General features: G+C 63.8%; 15 protein-coding genes and 1 pseudogene. 9 read left to right on the top strand and 7 right to left on the bottom strand.

All coding sequences use genetic code 11. From position 1 onward, the window contains the following. The first annotated feature begins 28 nt into the window (after positions 1–28). The 3 genes from GEV38_RS10150 (at position 29) to GEV38_RS10140 (ending at position 2672) form a co-directional block, all read left to right on the top strand. Entirely contained in the window at positions 29–733 is a 705-nt protein-coding gene (locus GEV38_RS10150; protein ID WP_015269682.1) for a FadR/GntR family transcriptional regulator, read from the top strand. Positions 734–749: 16 nt separating this feature from the next. Beyond that, complete coding sequence (locus GEV38_RS10145; protein WP_015269681.1) at positions 750–1418, top strand: GntR family transcriptional regulator; 669 nt, start codon at positions 750–752, stop codon at positions 1416–1418. A gap of 192 nt (positions 1419–1610) precedes the next feature. Beyond that, positions 1611–2672: a hypothetical protein gene (locus GEV38_RS10140; protein WP_054572834.1), complete on the top strand. Its 1062-nt coding sequence runs from the start codon at positions 1611–1613 to the stop codon at positions 2670–2672. Between the two features lie 122 nt (positions 2673–2794). On the opposite strand, the gene GEV38_RS10135 is transcribed toward GEV38_RS10140, so the two are convergent. Continuing rightward, complete coding sequence (locus GEV38_RS10135; protein WP_054572833.1) at positions 2795–3223, bottom strand: PACE efflux transporter; 429 nt, start codon at positions 3221–3223, stop codon at positions 2795–2797. A gap of 101 nt (positions 3224–3324) precedes the next feature. Here GEV38_RS10135 and GEV38_RS10130 point away from each other — a divergent pair, with 101 nt between their 5' ends. The 3 genes and pseudogenes from GEV38_RS10130 to GEV38_RS28015 all read left to right on the top strand — a co-directional run bounded on the left by GEV38_RS10130 (position 3325) and on the right by GEV38_RS28015 (position 6232). After that, complete coding sequence (locus GEV38_RS10130) at positions 3325–4203, top strand: LysR family transcriptional regulator (protein WP_023661323.1); 879 nt, start codon at positions 3325–3327, stop codon at positions 4201–4203. Between the two features lie 97 nt (positions 4204–4300). Further along, positions 4301–5377 (top strand): annotated as a pseudogene (gene mcpA, locus GEV38_RS28020) (methyl-accepting chemotaxis protein McpA); the annotation flags it as partial. A gap of 114 nt (positions 5378–5491) precedes the next feature. Beyond that, positions 5492–6232: a methyl-accepting chemotaxis protein gene (locus GEV38_RS28015; RefSeq protein ID WP_370290711.1), complete on the top strand. Its 741-nt coding sequence runs from the start codon at positions 5492–5494 to the stop codon at positions 6230–6232. A gap of 28 nt (positions 6233–6260) precedes the next feature. Here the strand turns inward: GEV38_RS28015 and GEV38_RS10120 are convergent, their stop codons facing one another. The 3 genes from GEV38_RS10120 to GEV38_RS10110 all read right to left on the bottom strand — a co-directional run bounded on the left by GEV38_RS10120 (position 6261) and on the right by GEV38_RS10110 (position 9002). Further along, positions 6261–7325: a hypothetical protein gene (locus GEV38_RS10120; RefSeq protein WP_054572831.1), complete on the bottom strand. Its 1065-nt coding sequence runs from the start codon at positions 7323–7325 to the stop codon at positions 6261–6263. 150 nt (positions 7326–7475) lie between these two features. Further along, the gene (locus GEV38_RS10115) at positions 7476–7853 is read right to left on the bottom strand and encodes a RidA family protein (protein WP_015269675.1); all 378 of its coding nucleotides are present in this window, start codon (positions 7851–7853) and stop codon (positions 7476–7478) included. Positions 7854–7865: 12 nt separating this feature from the next. Continuing rightward, the gene (locus GEV38_RS10110; RefSeq protein WP_015269674.1) at positions 7866–9002 is read right to left on the bottom strand and encodes an FAD-binding oxidoreductase; all 1137 of its coding nucleotides are present in this window, start codon (positions 9000–9002) and stop codon (positions 7866–7868) included. Positions 9003–9116: 114 nt separating this feature from the next. On the opposite strand from GEV38_RS10110, the gene GEV38_RS10105 reads away from it, so the two are divergent. Together GEV38_RS10105 and GEV38_RS10100 are read left to right on the top strand one after the other, a co-directional pair. Beyond that, positions 9117–9710 (top strand): helix-turn-helix domain-containing protein, encoded by a 594-nt coding sequence (locus GEV38_RS10105; protein WP_054572830.1) that lies wholly within the window; start codon positions 9117–9119, stop codon positions 9708–9710. A 218-nt stretch (positions 9711–9928) separates the two neighbouring features. Next, the gene (locus GEV38_RS10100) at positions 9929–10714 is read left to right on the top strand and encodes a sulfite exporter TauE/SafE family protein (RefSeq protein ID WP_013971855.1); all 786 of its coding nucleotides are present in this window, start codon (positions 9929–9931) and stop codon (positions 10712–10714) included. Between the two features lie 3 nt (positions 10715–10717). Here the strand turns inward: GEV38_RS10100 and GEV38_RS10095 are convergent, their stop codons facing one another. Then, positions 10718–11257 (bottom strand): histidine phosphatase family protein, encoded by a 540-nt coding sequence (locus GEV38_RS10095; protein ID WP_015269672.1) that lies wholly within the window; start codon positions 11255–11257, stop codon positions 10718–10720. Between the two features lie 131 nt (positions 11258–11388). After that, on the bottom strand, positions 11389–13623 hold the full coding sequence (locus tag GEV38_RS10090) for a TonB-dependent siderophore receptor (RefSeq protein WP_054572829.1): 2235 nt from the start codon (positions 13621–13623) through the stop codon (positions 11389–11391). Positions 13624–13924: 301 nt separating this feature from the next. On the opposite strand from GEV38_RS10090, the gene GEV38_RS10085 reads away from it, so the two are divergent. Next, positions 13925–15154 carry an MFS transporter gene (locus tag GEV38_RS10085; protein WP_054572828.1) on the top strand — a complete coding sequence of 410 codons (1230 nt, stop codon included), beginning with the start codon at positions 13925–13927 and terminating at the stop codon, positions 15152–15154. Here GEV38_RS10085 and GEV38_RS10080 read toward each other — a convergent pair. Further along, positions 15151–16959, bottom strand: coding sequence for an ABC transporter ATP-binding protein/permease (locus GEV38_RS10080; protein ID WP_015269669.1), 1809 nt, complete (start codon positions 16957–16959; stop codon positions 15151–15153). The genes GEV38_RS10085 and GEV38_RS10080 overlap by 4 nt on opposite strands. Positions 16960–17150 lie beyond the last annotated feature (191 nt).

The following is a 17150-nucleotide window of genomic DNA, read 5'->3' as shown; positions in this document are numbered from 1 at the left end:
CTGACGCCGGCCCTTCCAGGAGCGAACCGTGATCAGCTCATCTACCGTCGTCAACTCAGTGGTGGAAAAACTGCGCCAGGCCCTGGCCCGAGGCCAATGGCGCACCGGCGACATGCTGCCAGGCCAGCGCGAACTGGCCGAACAACTGGGCATCAGCCGCCCCAGCCTGCGCGAAGCGGTGACCGTGCTGGAAACCCTGGGCCTGGTGCGTTCGCTGCCAGGCAAGGGTGTGCTGGTACTGGATGTCGATGCCGCCACCCAGGAACCGGGCCTGGACACCAGCGCCGCAGCCAGCCTGGCCGACGTGCTGGAGCTGCGCTACACCCTTGAGCCTTTCATCGTCGGCCTGGTGGCGCAGTCGGCCAACAGTCAGGACATCGGCCAACTGCGCCTGACCCTGATGGACATGCGTGAAGCGCTGGAGGCCGATGACAGCGAAGCCGGCGTCAGGGCCTACATCGCCTTTCATGAAGCGCTGTTCGCCCTGACCACCAACCCGATCTTCCAGAGCGTGGTGCAACAGACCGGCAATGCCCTCAAGCAAAGCGCTGACATGCTGCGCAATTCGCCAGAGCACCTGGCCGCGCGGCTGAAGGAAAACGAAGCGGTGGTGCGCGCCATACGTGAGCGCAGCAGCGCCCAGGCCAGTGCCCAGATGCGTCAGCACATCCTGGCCGAAGGGTTGCGCATGGGCATCCCGTTGAACATCCCGGACGAACACCCGCATCCATGACCCCAGGAGAGCGACCATGAACGCCGCCCCTCACTTGCCGGCCCTGCTCGCGGCCGGCGAAACCCGCCTGTCGGCCGAGCAGATCTACCCGCGGCTGTTCGATGCCATCCTCGAACAGCGCTTGCCACCTGGCAGCCTGTTGCCCGAACAGGCGCTGGGCCATGCCTTTGGTGTCAGCCGTACAGTGATCCGCCGTGTGCTCGGGCGCCTGTCCGACCAGCAGGTGGTGGTGCAACGCCCCAGCCACACTGCGCATCTGGCCGTGCCCGACCCGGAGCAGGCACGCCAGGTGCTCAGCGCCCGGCGTCTGGCCGAAACCACGCTGATCACCCTGGCCGCGCAACGCGCCCGGCCGGTACAGATTCGCCAGCTGCGGCAACTGGTGGCGCGCGAGCGCCAGCACCATGAAAACGGCGAGCGTTGTGCGGCGATCCGCCTGGGCGGCGAGTTTCACCTGAAACTGGCGCAGGTGGCTGCCAATGCGCCACTGGCGCGGTTTCTCAATGGCCTGGTGCCGATGACCTCGCTGATCATCGCCCGTTACGAGTCGCCTTGCTGCGACCACTGCGCGTGGGAGGAACATGCGGCGATCATCGATGCCGTGGAGCATGGCGATGCCGAGGCGGCGCTGGGGCTGATGCACAAGCACCTCGACCGCCTGGAAGAAAAGCTCGACCTGGAGTAAATGGGGACGCTGCGCGCCCCATCGCCGGCAAGCCAGCTCCCACTGGTTTCGCGCTGTTCTTGAGGTCATCGCGGCCCCTGTGGGAGCTGGCTTGTCGTGGCGACGAACCGCGTCGATGGGCTGCACGGCAGCTCTCTCAACCCCACCCTATACTCCGAGAACCACCCCAGCCTCTATCAGGGAGGCGGTTGCGTGAGCACTCGAGTCCTCCTGCTGCTGTGCCTGCTGCTGGCCCTGGCCGGCTGCGCAGGCAAGCCCCCACCTGTCCCGCCGCCACCGGTGGTGCTCACCCCCGCCACCTGGCAACGCATCGACCAGGAGCTGATCGAAGCCTCGGTCGGCGCCGGCAGCTCGGCCAACGACTATGCACGCCGTTCCATGCGGGTGTGGAAGGAACAGGTACAGCAGCGTACCGAAAGCGAATTCATCCCTTGGTTTACCGGCTACTGGACCCAGCAGTGGCTGACCCTCAAGGTGGCCTGGTACAAGATCGACAGCGGTGAAGGCCGGGAGCCGGCGGAAAAGCGCCTGGCGCTGTACCTGCAGGAGCAGTACCACAAGCGGGTGATCGAACCGGTGGCCGAGCAGATCAACCCCGAAGGCATTCGCGACCGCGCCAGCGAGCTGTACCTGCAACTGCTCGGCCAGCAGCTGCCGGCCATCATCAGCCGCTACAACGCTCCCCCCGAGCAGTTCAGCCAACGCCTCAACCGCATTCCCGCCATCGCCCTGGGGCCACCGGATGCGCGCAATGCCAGCCTTTACCAGCTGCTGCGGGCCAAGTCGCTGGCCCAGCAACCTGCCTGGCAAGCCATGCGCCAGCATCTGCACCAGCAGGCCAGCAAAGGCCCGGGCAAGACCGATGTCGGGCTGAACTCGGTGGCCAACCAGGCCAGCGAAAAGCTCGGCGCCACCCTGGCCCCGCGCGGCATCGCCAGTGCCGTGGCGTCAGCAGTGGGCAAAGTGGCGGGGGCGATGATTTCGATTGCGGCGGCCGGCTATGGGGTCATGACCCATGACCGCGAACACCCGCAGATGGTCGAGCAGTTGCGGGTGATCCTCAACGTGGCGCTGAACCAGGAATGGCAGGAGCTGATGGAGAACCGCCAGAGCGGGGCCATGTCTGGGGTGTACTACCTTTCGGGGCAGGTCGAGGACAGCTTGCTGGCCAGTGCACCGAGGACAGAGGAACAACCGGTTGAGCAGCAGGTGAAGCAGCAGGAGGAGCCTTTGATCATTCGTCTGCCGCCTTAGTGGTTGACTGTGTCGGCCTTTTCGCAGCACAAGGCTGCTCCTACAGGGACCGCTCCCGCCTGAAGGTTGTGCGGTCGCTGTAGGAGCAGCCTTGTGCTGCGAAGAGGCCGGAACGGGTTGAATCAGGCTGCTGCCAAGGCTGAGCTGGGCAAGCCAAAGATCCGGTCGAACGCCCAGTTGTAGGCAAAGGTGTAGCACGGCACCAGCACGATGAACGCCATGTCCACCAGCAACGCCTCCAGCAATGTCATGTCCAGCCACCAGGCAATCAGCGGGATCAGGTACACCACCAGGGTCAGCTGGAAGCCGATGGCATGCGCCACCCGCCGTGCCACGTTGCGCCCGCGCGTGGCCTGGCGGCTCTCCCACCACTCGAACAGGGTGTTGTAGATCAGGTTCCAGAGCATGGCGATGGTAGTGATCATCACCGCCAGAGGCCCGGTATGCGATGCCTGGGTGTCCGACAGGTAGGCCAGCCCGAGGGTCGACATGCACAGCCCGATCAGTTCATAGAAAGTCACGTAGACGAGTTTGCGTTTGAGTCCCTGCACCCGGGATTACCTCCAATGACAAAGCGATGGGGCGCGATCATGCTTCATCGCTCTTGACAGCAAAAGTCAGCAGCTGTCAGATCTTCTGACAGGAGGCTGCCATGAACTTTTCCAGCGACAATATCCAGCTGTTTCTCGCCGTGCTCGACCGCGGTTCGTTTTCCGCCGCTGCGCGGGCCCTGCAGCGGGTGCCTTCGGCCGTGAGCATGGCCATCGGCAACCTCGAGGCCGAACTGGGCTACACCCTGTTCGAGCGCGGCCCACGGGAAGTCCGCCCCACCGCCGAGGCCAAGGCGCTGGAACCTCATGCCCGGTTGATCGCCGAACAACTGGGGCTGCTGCAGGTGCATGCCCTGGAACTGTCCCAGGGGCTGGAGAGCAGCCTGACCCTGGCCGTGGTGCCGGACATCGACCACCGCCCGCTGCTGGCGGCCATCGCTCACCTGGGTGAGCGGCACCCGCTGCTGGACATCGCCCTGCTCAGCGCCCCGCAGGAAGAGGCCGTACACCTGCTGGACAGTGGCCGCGCCGACCTCTGCGTGGCTTTTGCCGGGTTGCAGGTCGATGCCCGTCGCGGCTTCCAGCACATCGGCATGGAATCGCTGGTGGCCACACTGTCCCCCGCTCACCCGGCCTTGCGCGAGGGGCGTATCCACTACCTCGAAGACCTGACCCGAGTGCGCCAGATCCTGGTGCGTAGCCATGACCTTCCGGTGACAGACCCACGCCCGTTGATAGGCGCCACGCACTGGTCAACCGACAGCTTCGACCTCGCCCTGCAGATGGTCGAGGCCGGCCTGGGCTGGGGCGACTTGCCGCTGTCGAGGGTCGCGCCACTGCTGGCCAGCGGGCGCCTGGTGCGCCTGGATTTTCGCAACACCCGCAACGAGCTGCAGTTGCCGGTACACATCTTCTGGCGCAAGCAACAACCGTTGCAGCAGGCTGCACGCCTGTTGATCGAGCAGTTGTGTAGCCAGTGAATGCCGTCCGTCGAAATGACCGTAAGAAAATTCTGTAAGCACTTCAATCTTTTAACCCTTGAGCCGATATCCCGAACGATAGGTTCCGCAATGCGTCATGAGCGCGCTGCGCCCTCCCCTCATTGGCCCAAGGTCTCGAAACATGAACCTGAAATTTCGCCACAAGATCCTGCTCAGCGCCTGCGGTGTCGTGGTCCTGGCATTTGCCCTGTTCACGCTCTACAACGACTACCTGCAACGCAATACCATCCGCCAGAACATCGAAGCTTCGGTGCAGCAGTCGGGCGCACTGACCGCCAGTAGTGTGCAGAACTGGATGAGCGGGCGCATCCTGGTGCTGGAAAACCTGGCCCAGGACATCGCCCAGCAAGGCGCTGGCGATACCCTGGAAGGACTGATCGAGCAGCCATCCTATACGCGTAATTTCCTGTTCACTTACCTGGGCCTGGCCACCGGTGCGTTCACCCAACGCCCCAATGCGCAGATGCCCGCCGGTTACGACCCACGTCAGCGCCCGTGGTACGGCGCCGCGGCCAGCGCCGGGCAGACCGTGCTGACTGCCCCGTACCAGGGGGCTGTCGGCGGCCTGATGGTAACCATCGCCACGCCAGTGAAAAGCAAGAACAATGGCGAGCTGATCGGCGTGGTCGGCGGTGACGTCACCCTCGACACCCTGGTCGAGATCATCAACTCAGTCGATTTCGGCGGCATCGGCCACGCCTTCCTGGCCGACAGCAATGGCCAGGTGATCGTCAGCCCCGACAAAGACCAGGTGATGAAGAACCTCAAGGACATCTACCCCGGCAGCAACCTGCGAGTCGCCGCCGGCATGCAGGATGTCACCCTCAATGGCCAGGACCGCATCATTTCCTTCGCCCCGGTGGCCGGCCTGCCTTCGGCACAGTGGTACATCGGCCTGTCGATCGACAAGGACAAGGCCTACGCTGCGCTCAGCCAGTTCCGCACCTCGGCGATCATCGCGATGCTGATTGCGGTGGCTGCCATCGCCGGCCTGCTCGGCCTGCTGATCCCGATACTGATGAGCCCGCTGACCACCATGGGCCGCGCCATGCGCGACATCGCCGAGGGCGAAGGTGACCTTACCCGCCGCCTGACCGTGCAGAACAAGGACGAGTTCGGCGAACTGGCCACTTCGTTCAACCGCTTCGTCGAGCGCATTCATGCCTCGATCAGCGAAGTGTCCTCGGCAACCCGCCTGGTGCACGACCTGTCGGAGAAGGTGGTCAATGCCTCCAATGCGTCGATCATCGGTTCCGAAGAGCAAAGCATGCGCACCAACAGCGTGGCCGCAGCGATCAACGAGCTGGGTGCTGCCACCCAGGAGATCGCCCGCAACGCCGCCGATGCCTCGCAGCATGCCAGCGGTGCCAGCGAGCAGGCCCACGGTGGCCGTGAAGTGGTCGAAGAAGCGATCAGCGCCATGACCGCCCTGTCGCAGCGCATCAGCGAGTCCTGCGCGCAAATCGAAACGCTCAACGCCAGCACTGACGAAATCGGCAAGATCCTCGACGTGATCAAGGGCATCTCGCAGCAGACCAACCTGCTGGCGCTGAACGCCGCCATCGAAGCGGCCCGTGCCGGTGAGGCCGGCCGTGGCTTTGCCGTGGTGGCCGACGAGGTACGCAACCTGGCGCACCGCACCCAGGAATCGGCGGAAGAAATCCACCGCATGATCACCAGCCTGCAGGTAGGCTCGCGCGAAGCGGTGCACACCATGAACACCAGCCAGGTTTCCAGCGAGCAGACCGTGCAGGTGGCCAACCAGGCCGGCGAGCGCCTGGCCAGCGTGACCCAGCGTATTGGCGAGATCGATGGCATGAACCAGTCGGTGGCTACTGCTACCGAAGAACAGACCGCCGTGGTCGAGAGCCTCAACCTGGACATCACCCAGATCAACGCCCTGAACCAGCAAGGGGTGGAGAACCTCAACGAGACCCTGCGCCATTGTGACCAACTGGCCCAGCAGGCCGGGCGCCTGAAGCAGCTGGTAGGCAGCTTCAGAATCTGATGGCCCAGGGGGGCTGCTGCGCAGCCCCCTACGCCACCGCCGCTTTAACCACTCTGCTCCGCCGGACCCAGGCCAGCAGCACCGCCGCCATCAGCACGAAACCCAGGTAGCCGAACAGCGGGTACACCTCACCCACCAGGCTGATGAACCCCACCAGGCTGCATCCGAACGCCGCCACGCCGGTCACCACCGAGCCCCAGCGAAACCTCACCGTACCCGCCGGCATCAGCCGCGAGAGAAACGAGAACAACGTACCCACCGCAGTGTTGACGATCATGCCGAAAATAATCAGGCACATCACCAGCCCCAGCAGTGGCGATACTTCGTTGGCAATCGACAGCATCGGCATCGGCAGGTCAGCCACGCTGTCCAGGCGCGACAACAGCCCGGCACTCATCACCAGCATCAGCCCACCCAGTGCGGCGCCACCAAGCAGCCCACCCCATACAGCGGTTCGCTCGCCCTTGGCCGACCCACCCAGGATGGCCAGGATCGGCGCGCCGGCAACGATGTTGTAAGACACGTACAGGAACGCCCCCAGCAGCCAGTGACGGGCGCCCGCCTGTTGCTGGCTGGCCAGCTGGTCGAGTTGGGCGAAGCTCTGTTCCCGGCTGAACACGGCGTACAACGCAATCGCCGAGGCCACCAGGATCAGCAACGGCGTGATGGCACCAATGGCGAGGATCACCCTGCGCACATCCAGGCACACGATGCCCACCACAACCAGCGTCACCAGCACGCTGCCGGCCAGCGCCGGGATACCGAACTGCTGCTCCAGCAAGGCACCACCACCGGCCAGCATGACCACGGTGACGGCAAACATGAAAAAGGTGATCAGCCAGTCGACGAACAGGCCCAGGTGACGGCCGCAGATGGCCTGGATCACATCCTTGTGCGAAGTGGCCTGCTGGCGATTGCCCAGCCCCGCCAGGGCCATGCCGAGGAAGGTGAACAAGGCTGCGCTGACCAGCGCACCGACCAGCCCCCACACACCGAAATCGACAAAGAACAACAACAGTTCCCGCCCCGAAGCGAACCCCGCCCCCACGATCACGCCGACAAACGCGCCGGCAATCTTCAGCTGCTCTTGCATGTGAACCTCTGGATTTATTGTTGTTGTCTCACTGCCACCGCATACTTTTTGTAGGAGCAGCCTTGCGCTGCGAAGAGGCCGGTATGACTGTTGCAAATGCATGGGTTTTACTGGCCTCTTCCCAGCGCAAGGCTGCTCCTACAGAAGCGCTCAGGCGTCGCCGACGAACGCCTGCACTTCGATCTCCACATCCACCCCCAGCGCCAATGCCGAGGCCACGGTCGAGCGCACCGGTAGCGCTGCGCCGAAGAATTCCTTGTACACCTCGTTGAAGCCGGCGAAGTGGCTCATGTCCGAGAGCCAGACCGTGGCCTTGACTACCTGGTCGAAACGCGCGCCGCAGGCAGCCAGGCTTTCGGAGATACGCTCGCAGGCGGCGCGGGTCTGGGTCTGGATGTCGCCGCGCACCACTTCACCGCCAGCACTCATCGGCACCTGGCCGGAGAGGAACAGGAAGCCGCCGGCTTTCACCGCTCGGGAGAACGGGAACGGCAGGCTGCTGGGGAAACGCTGGATATCATTGCTCATGGGATGCTCCTTTCAGGGTTGCTGGAAACGGGCCGGGGACAAGCGCTCGGGCACCACCCCTTGGCTGACAAGGCCGGGACACAGGGGCAGGCCCAGCAGCAGGTCGGCAGCCAGGCGCGAGGCGCCCGCAGCCGACTGGATGCCATAGCCACCTTGTGCCGCCAGCCAGAAGAACGCTGGCGCGCGCACATCGAAACCGATCACCAGGTCGCCGTCGGCGACGAACGAGCGCAGCCCGGCCCAGGTGTGGCTCGGCCGGCGGATCTCCAGGGTGGTCATGGCTTCGATGTTGTAGATGCCCAAAGCCACGTCGAGCTCCTCGGGCACGGCGTCCTGGGGTTCGACCGGGTCGGCATTGGCCGGCGACCCCAACAGCTGGCCGGCGTCGGGCTTGAAGTAGAAGCTTTCGTCTACGCCGATCACCGCCGGCCAGCGGGCGAAGTCCTGGTCTGCCGGGCCGGGGAAGGTAAAGGCACTGCGCCGGCAGGGTTGCAGGCCGATGCGCGCCACCCCGCACTGCTCGGCTACTCGGTCGGCCCAGGCGCCAGCGGCATTTACCAGCTGGCGCGCCTGTACGTGGCTGCCATCGCCCAGCTGCACCTGCCACAGGTCATCCAGGTACCAGGCCTGGATCAGCTCGGCGTTACAGCGCAGTTCACCGCCAGCGGCGCGATAGCCGCGCAAGAAGCCCTGGTGCAGGGCATGTACGTCCAGGTCCATTGCGCCCGCTTCAAGCACCGCGCCGGCCAGGTTCTCGGCACGCAGGCTCGGTACCAGGGCCAGGGCTGCGTCGCGGTCGAGCAGGCTGACTTTGGTGCCGTTGGCCAGGTTCTGTGCGTGGGTCTGCTCGAGCAGCGTGCGCTGTTCCAGGCTGGCGACGTACAGGCAGCCGCGCGGTTCCAGCAGCGGGTGCTCGCAGAACCCTTGCGGTGGTGCTTCGTAGAAGGCCCGGCTGGCACGGGTCAGCGCCTGTATCTGCGGAGTGCCGTAGGCCTCCATGAACATGGCTGCCGAACGCCCGGTGGAATGGTAGCCAGGCTGCGCCTCGCGCTCGAGCAGCAGCACCTTCTGCCGGCCGGCCAAGCGATAACCGAGGGATGCACCAGCGATGCCCGCGCCGATGATGAGGGTGTCGTAGATCGGGATCATGCACGCTCCTGCCAGGGAATTTTCATATATGAGAATTCTAATATATGAGAATTTACGAATACGCAAGGGTCCAAGGTAAGATGCCCGACCAACGCCGCATGCCGAGACCCCCGAATGCCCGCTGCCCTACCCTTGCTGGACCGTGCCGTGGTCGGCCAGCGCCTGCGCCAGGTGCGCAAGGCGCGCCAGATGACACTCAAGCAATTGTCCGAAGCCAGTGGCGTCCCGCTGTCCACCTTGTCAAAGATGGAGCTGGCGCAGGTCTCGGTCAGCTACGAAAAACTCGCCGCCGCCGCCCGGGCGCTGAACGTCGACATTGCCCAGCTGTTGCGCGCCAGCGGCACGGTAACCTCACCAGTGCCGGTGACGGTGGTGGTCGATTCACTGCCAGCGGCGGCGGGCTACTCGACCGGCACCTATGACTATCACCCGATTGCCGGCGACTTCCCTGAACGGCGCATGACACCCGCCTATGCTCGCATCATTGCCCGTGAACGTGGCGAGTTCGACGATTTTATCCGCCACCCGGGCCAAGAGTTCGCGCTGGTACTGAGCGGGCGCGTTCGTATCGAGTTCGAAACCGGGGAAGCGGTGAGCATCGGGCCGCAGGAGACGGCGTATTTCGACAGCCAGGTGGGACATATCTACCTGTCGGAAAGTGACGATGGCGCAGATGCGCATGTGATGGTGGTGATGACTGATCGCTGACCCGGTGCTGCCTGCCAGGGCCTATCGCCGGCAAGCCAGCTCCCACAGGTACGGCACAGGCCTTGAGGTTGATGCGGTGGGTGTGGGAGCCGGCTTGATAGAGCCCTGGCAGGCAGCACCTGGTTATAACCTAATAACGAACAAGTCTATTTGGCTATAAAAAAATCTATATGCTGGCTGCATCCGATAACGGGCAAAGTTGGGCGGTCGAGTAGCGTATGGATGTAGGTTCTTTCGGTTTCACCATTGCAGGCCTGGTCGTGGGTTTCATCGTCGGCATGACCGGCGTCGGTGGCGGCTCGCTGATGACCCCGATCCTGTTGTGGTTCGGCATCAGCCCGGCAACGGCCGTCGGTACCGACCTGCTCTATGCCGCCATCACCAAGGCCAGTGGCGTCTGGGTGCATGCGCGCAACAAGAACGTCGACTGGAAGATCACCGGCCTGCTCAGCCTGGGTAGCGTGCCCGCCGCGGCGCTGACCCTGTGGTTCCTCAGCACCCTGCACACCGACACATCGGCGCTCAACGCCGTCATCAAGCAAGGTCTGGCGGTCGTGCTGATCCTGACCGCGCTGGCCATCCTGTTCAAATCGCGTCTGCAGGCCTTCGCCAGCCGCCATGCCGGTGACCACTATCACCTCAGCGACCGCAGCCTGAACACCCTTACCGTGCTCACCGGCGTGGTGCTGGGGGTGATGGTCACCCTTACTTCCATCGGCGCTGGCGCACTGGGTACCGTGGCGCTGTTCCTGCTGTACCCGTTCCTGGTCACCCGCCGTCTGGTCGGTACCGAAATCGCCCACGCCGTGCCGCTGACCCTGGTGGCAGGGCTGGGCCATGCGGGGATGGGCAACATGGACTGGTCGCTGCTGGGTTACCTGCTGCTGGGCTCGCTGCCAGGCATCTACCTGGGCAGCCACCTCACCGGGCGGATTTCCGACCGCGTGCTGCGCCCGTGCCTGGCGGCGATGCTGTTGCTGATCGGCTACAAGCTGGCGTTCTGACCTTCAGCCCAGGCGCAGGCGCCACTGCCCGGTAAAGCTCAGCTCCAGGCGCGACAGGGGCAACACGTCGACCCGCTGGCTGGCGCTCATCGGGCAGCCAAGTACTTGTACAAGCACGGCGCGCATCACCATCGGGTGGGTAACTGCCAGCCATTCACCAGGCCTGTTGAAGGCCGCCAGCCAGGCGGCGATGCGCTGGCAAAGCACGGCGAACGACTCGCCGCCGTGAACATCACTGGCCGGGTCCTGAAGCCATTCGGTCAACGCCTGCGATTGCTCGGTCTGCAGTTGCTTCAGTGTCAGCCCTTGCCAACGCCCCAGGTCGCAATCGGCCAATGCCGGCTCGACCTGCACCGGCCCCGAAAACCACGCCGCTGTCTCGAAGGCTCGCCGCTCTGGTGCAGTCAGCACCGGCACACCGGAAAGGTCGGCGAAAGGCTGTTGGCCCAGTGGAAGAATGCCGTCTTCGGCATGGTGCAGTCGCCCGGACTTCTGGGCTTGGGTCAGGGCATGGCAGATCAGCGTCAGGCGGACGGCTTTCACCGGGTTTTTCTCATGGCGGGTTGAGGCGCAAGGTTTAGCATGCTGCGGCACTTTTTGCCGCAACAAATATGGCACCGCCTGCGCCAGTGTTCCCCGGTTTGTCGGTGAATGGGCCGTACAGCACCCCGATGTCAGAAGGTGATATTCAGCGCAGCGAACACCGCCCTGCCTGGCTGGTTATAGGTATTGGCGCCCGAAGTACTGGCGTTGCCACCACGCAGGATCTGCTTGTCGAACACGTTGTTCACCCCCACCCGCACGTCGTAGTTGGCGTTGAACTTGTACCCGGCGCTCACGTCCACCAGCCCGTAGGCTTCCACATCCTGTTGCGCGGCCTTGTCGTAGCTTTGCTGGGTTCGGTCGTTGAAGGTCGGCGACTTCTGCTTGCCGAAGTAGGTACCCGCCACCTGGAACGACAGCTTCTCGGTGGCGCGCCAGTCGAGGGTGGTGTTGACGGTGTATTCCGGAATCACCGACAGCGGCTCGCCGGTCTCGCGGTTGTCGTTGTCGAGCATCCAGGTCAGGTTGGTGTTCCAGTCCAGGGCCGGGGTCAGTTCGATGAACAGGTTGCCTTCGATACCCTCCACCCGCGCCTTGCCAGCGTTGTCCCACTGGGTCACGCGGCTGCCGGTGCCGATGGTGTACAACACATCGGTATCACCGACGATCTTGTTCTTGTAGTCGTTGCGAAAGTACGTGGCACTGGTGCGCCAGGTACCCCGGTCGTACATCAGGCCGATTTCCTTGTTGACGCTGATCTCGGGCTTGAGGTCGGCGTTGCCCTGCAGGTAACAGCCACCGTTGTTGGTCTGCTGCACGCTGCAACCATTGCCGCGGCTGTACAACAAGTAGTTGGGGTTGGACTGGTACAGGTTCGGGGTCTTGTAGGCGCGCGCGATACCGCCTTTGACCGACAGTGCTTCGGTCAGCTTGTGCGATAGGTTCAGGCTGGGGCTGAAGTTGTCGCCGAAGGTTTCGTGGTGGTCGAAACGCAGGCCCGGGGTAATGGTGGTGTCGCCGACAATGATGTTGTCCTCGACGAACAGCGCATAGCTGCGGGCGGTCGTCTTCGAGCTGCTGCGGTCGAAACCGACGAGCCCGTCATTACCCGTGGGGTCCGAGCTTTGTGGGCGCAGCGAGCCCTGATCATTGAGCGTTTCGTACAGGTACTCGCCGCCCAGGGTCAGCACATGCTCGGTGCTGCCCATGGCGAATGGCAGGTTCACTTCGCTGCTCAGGCGCGTGTTGCGCAGGCGCGACATGGCGGCGCCTTCAGCATTGGGAGCACCTTCGGTACGGCCTGCCAGGCCCTCGTTTAGACGCCAGTTGCGCACGTACTCGTAGGACAGCACGGTCTTGCTGGTACCCCAGATGAAATCGCCCAGGTGGGTCAGGTCGTAGGTACTGCGCTGCATCACATTGGTTTCATGGCCATACAGGCTGGACACGAACTCGACGTCACCACCGCCGTTGCTGTTCATGGTGTCACCGGCAAAGATATTGCCCTGGCGGCTATAGCCGGCACTGGCCTCGAGGCGGTGCTCATCGTTCAGCTTCCAGCTCAGCAGGCCATTGATGTCCTTGTTGCGCACGCCTTCGCGGCCCGCCACCAGCGCACTGGTTGCATGCCCGGCGTTGATGTCCAGGTCGTCGGCATCGGTCTTGGCCAGACCGCCGTACAGGCGGAAGCCGAGGTTGTCGGTCAGGCCGCCGCCCAGGTTGAAGTTGGCCCGGCGGCTGGTGCCCTCGGCGCTGTCTTCCGGCAGCTGGGTGTACAGGCTGACGCTGCCCTTGAGTTCGTCGGTGGGCCGTTTGGTGATGATATTGACCACCCCGCCCATGGCGCCGGAACCATAACGTGCGGCCGCCGGGCCACGCAGGATCTCGATGCGCTCGACTGCTTCTGCCGGAACCCAGTTGGTTTCACCGCGGGTATCACGGTCGCCGTTCCAGCCATAGCGCACGGCATTGCGTGCGCTGGATGGCTTGCCGTCGATGAGGATCAGGGTGTTTTCCGGGCCCATGCCGCGCAGGTCGATCTGCCGGTTGTTGCCACGCGCGCCGCTGGCGCTGTTGCCGGTCAGGTTGACCCCGGGCTCGCGGCGGATGATGTCGGACAGGTCATTGGCCGGCGGGTGGCGCTTGATGTCTTCGGCGGTGATGATCGACGTACCCAAGGCCTGGCGTGCCTCGCGCTCGGCGGTGACCAGGGTGTCCTGGATCACCAGCGCGTTGTCGGCGACCGGCATCTCCAGCACCTCACCCGTACGCTGTTCTTCGGCCTGGGCCACGGTGGCCACCATGGCCGGTGACGCCAGCGCGACAAACGCCAGGGCCAGGCTGTTGGGTGAAGTCTTGCACTGCATGGGTACATCTCCTGCGATTCATGAGCGAAACGGCACATCCCTGTCGGAGACCGGGAGCCCTCGCCCACCGGCCTCGCAAACACAGTTTGGTGGCCAACAGGGATGGTAAATATAAAGATTCGCAATTGTGTTTAAATCTTATTTACGAAGTTTACATGTTTGTAACGGAACTTTGCTGGCACGACAGCGTTGCCCGCGCAGCCCGACTATTCGCGCTGTTGCTTGCATATACCTGTCCGATTTGCATCTTGCGTGACGGCTCCTACAGTTTCGAACGTAGCCCCCTCTGCCGAGCCTCCTGATGCGCAGCCACGAAGAAAGCCACGCCATGAACGCCACCAGGTCCCTGTCGAAGATCCCTCGCAGTGTCTGGGCGCTGGGCTTCGTATCGATGTTCATGGACATTTCCTCGGAAATGATTCACGCCCTGCTGCCGCTGTACATGGTCACCGTGCTTGGCACCTCGGTATTGGCGGTGGGCTTAATCGAAGGTATTGCCGAGGCGACCGCCTCGATCACCAAGGTGTTTTCCGGCGCCCTCAGCGACCGGCTGGGCAAGCGCAAGCTGCTTACGGTGCTGGGCTATGGCCTGGGAGCGTTGACCAAGCCGGTGTTCCCCATGGCCTCCGGGCTGGAGTGGTTGACCGCAGCACGCTTCGTCGACCGGGTCGGCAAAGGCATTCGTGGGGCGCCGCGCGATGCACTGGTGGCCGATGTCACGCCCGCCGAACTGCGTGGTGCAGCCTTCGGCCTGCGCCAGGCGCTGGATACCGTGGGCGCCTTCCTTGGGCCGTTGCTGGCGATCGTGCTGATGTGGCTGACGGCGAGCCATTTCCAGACGGTATTCTGGGTGGCGGTGCTTCCGGCGTTCGTGGCGGTGTACATCCTCATCGCCTTCGTGCGCGAACCTGAAACGCCGGCCACCACCCGGCCGGTGCGCTCACCGCTGGCCCTGCTCGAATTGGCACGCCTGGGCCCGTCCTACTGGCGGCTGATCGGCCTGGCCACACTGTTCACCCTCGCCCGCTTCAGCGAGGCGTTTCTACTGCTGCGCGCGCAGGACATGGGCCTGGCGCCGCTGTGGGCGCCGGCAGTGCTGGTGCTCATGGCCATGGTGTACTCGCTGTCGGCCTACCCAGCGGGAATGCTGTCGGACCGCGTAGGCCGCCGCGGCGTGCTGATGATCGGGCTGGGGCTGCTGGTCGCCGCAGACCTGCTGCTGGCCCTGCTGCCGGGCTGGACCGGGCTGGCCATGGGGGTGGCTGCCTGGGGCCTGCACCTGGGCTTCAGCCAAGGCATCTTTGCCGCCATGATCGCCGACAGCGCCCCCTCCGAGTTGCGCGGTACAGCCTTCGGCCTGTTCAACCTGCTGACCGGCGTGGCGCTGCTCGTGGCGAGCGTGGTGGCCGGACTGTTGTGGGACGGAGTCGGCTTCAAGGCGACATTCCTGCTTGGCGCAGCGTGTGCCGGCGGCACACTGATCGGGGTCGTATTGCTCAGGTCGGGCCCGATCACCGGCAATCCGAACTAGGCCAGTGCTGGCTGCTGCTCCAGCAGCGACCAGCCGCCATGTCCATCCACCTCCAGCCGGTGGGTATGGAAACCTGCCAGTGTACTGCGGTGCCCGACACTGACCAGCAATGCCCCCGGCATTTCCGTACGCAACAGTGAATACAGGGCATGCTCGAGCCCTTCGTCCATGGCCGAAGTGGACTCGTCAAGGAACACCACTTGCGGCCGGTTGAACAGCACCCGAGCAAATGCGAGGCGCTGCTGCTCACCAACCGAGAGAATGTGTGACCAGTCACAGCTGACTTCCAGTCGCTCGGCCAAGTGGGCCAGGTTGACCTGGCGCAAGGCCTGCTGCATCCGCGATTCATCCTCAGGCTTGCTGGCCGCCGGGTAGGCGATGACAGTGCGCAGATCGCCCAGCGGCAGGTACGGCCGCTGCGACAGGAACAGCGCCTGGTGGCCCAGCGGCCGCCTGACCTCACCCTCGGCGTACGGCCAGAGTCCCGCCAGCGCACGCAGCAGCGTGGTTTTACCGCTGCCCGACGGCCCCTTGATCAACAGCGCCTGGCCGGCATGCAGGTCAAGGTCCAGGTCGGTGATAAGGGCATGCCCGTCCGGGCGCAGCACCTGCAGGCGGCTGATCGCCAAGGCATGCTCCTGGTCCTCGGTGATGACGCGCGGCAAAGCGCTCGCCTGCTCGTTGGCATCGAGGAAGCCGGTCAGACGGTCGAGGGTGGCCCGGTACTGGGCAAACGCATCATACGACTCGCGGAAGAACGACAACGAATCCTGCACCTGGCCAAAGGCCTGGGAGGTCTGCATGACGTCGCCCAGCTTGATCGCCCCGCTGAAGAAGCGCGGTGCCTGCAGAATGAAGGGGAACACCACTGCGACCTGGCTCACGCCCAGGTTGAAACCGCTGAATTTCAGGTTCCGGAACACCAGCGCCCAGGCATTCACGATCAAGGCACCAAAGCGACCCAGCAACGTGCCCCGCTCGACCTGCGCGCCCTGGTAGAAAGCGATGTTCTCGGCATTTTCGCGCAGACGCATCAGCGCGTAACGGAAGTTGGCGGTGAGCTTTTCGTTGAGGAAGTTCAGGCGGATCAGCGGTCGCCCGAGGCGGAAGGCGATCCAGGTGGCGACGATGACGTAAAGGTACACGGCAAACACCATAGCCCGGGGAATCTCCACACCGGCAACGGCCAGCGGCGCCGACAGCCCCCAGAGGATGCCGGTGAACGCCACCAGCGAAACCAGCGCACTGACTGCGCCCAGGGCGAGGGTCACCGAGTTGCTGACAAAGGCGTTGACGTCCAGTTCGATACGTTGGTCAGGGTTGTCCACGGGCTCGGCGAGGAACTGGCCACGGTAGTAGGCATCGCCATGCATCCAGTCGTGGGTCAGGCGCTCAGTCAGCCAGACTCGCCACTGGATGCTGAACGCCTGGCTTACATAGAAGGTGAACAGCGAACGCAGCACATGGATGGTGGCCAATACTGCAAAGACACCGAGCAGGTACCAGAAAGCGGCTTGGTCAAGGCCCTGCAAGGCGCTGTAGAAGCCGTTGTACCAGAATGAGAACAGCACGTTCAGACGCACCGAGAATAGCGTCAGAACCAGCAGCAGGGCGAATACCAGTAACGGCCGCCAACTGCGCCTGAAACTGAAATAGGGCCCGGCAAGCTGCCAGAACTGGCTGCCCCAGCGCGTACAACGTACGGCCAGTGTGGCGGCTGCTGTGAAGCAGACAAGGGTGATGAACGAGGCGATTGCCAGCCAGCTCAGGCTCTCTTGCAAGGCCTGGTGCCAGTTCATTTCCATGATGGGTATCCGTGCTGAGTATTTCCGCGAGCGTAGCATTGACCTGTGATTCGTCAGGCATAAATGACGCACATTTCATGATTGCTTTCGGAGCTACGCGGGCCTCTGTGGGAGCGTTGCACAGGTCTGGGACTTATTGGCCAGAAAGACAAAACCCCTACCTGCATGCGCAGATAGGGGTTTTGCGAAAT

This window comes from Pseudomonas sp. 13159349 (genome assembly GCF_013305685.1).
In the GTDB taxonomy this organism is placed as follows: domain Bacteria; phylum Pseudomonadota; class Gammaproteobacteria; order Pseudomonadales; family Pseudomonadaceae; genus Aquipseudomonas; species Aquipseudomonas asiatica.
The sequence above is the reverse complement of the archived record's forward strand: the minus strand, read 5'-3'. Positions and strand labels throughout refer to the sequence as shown.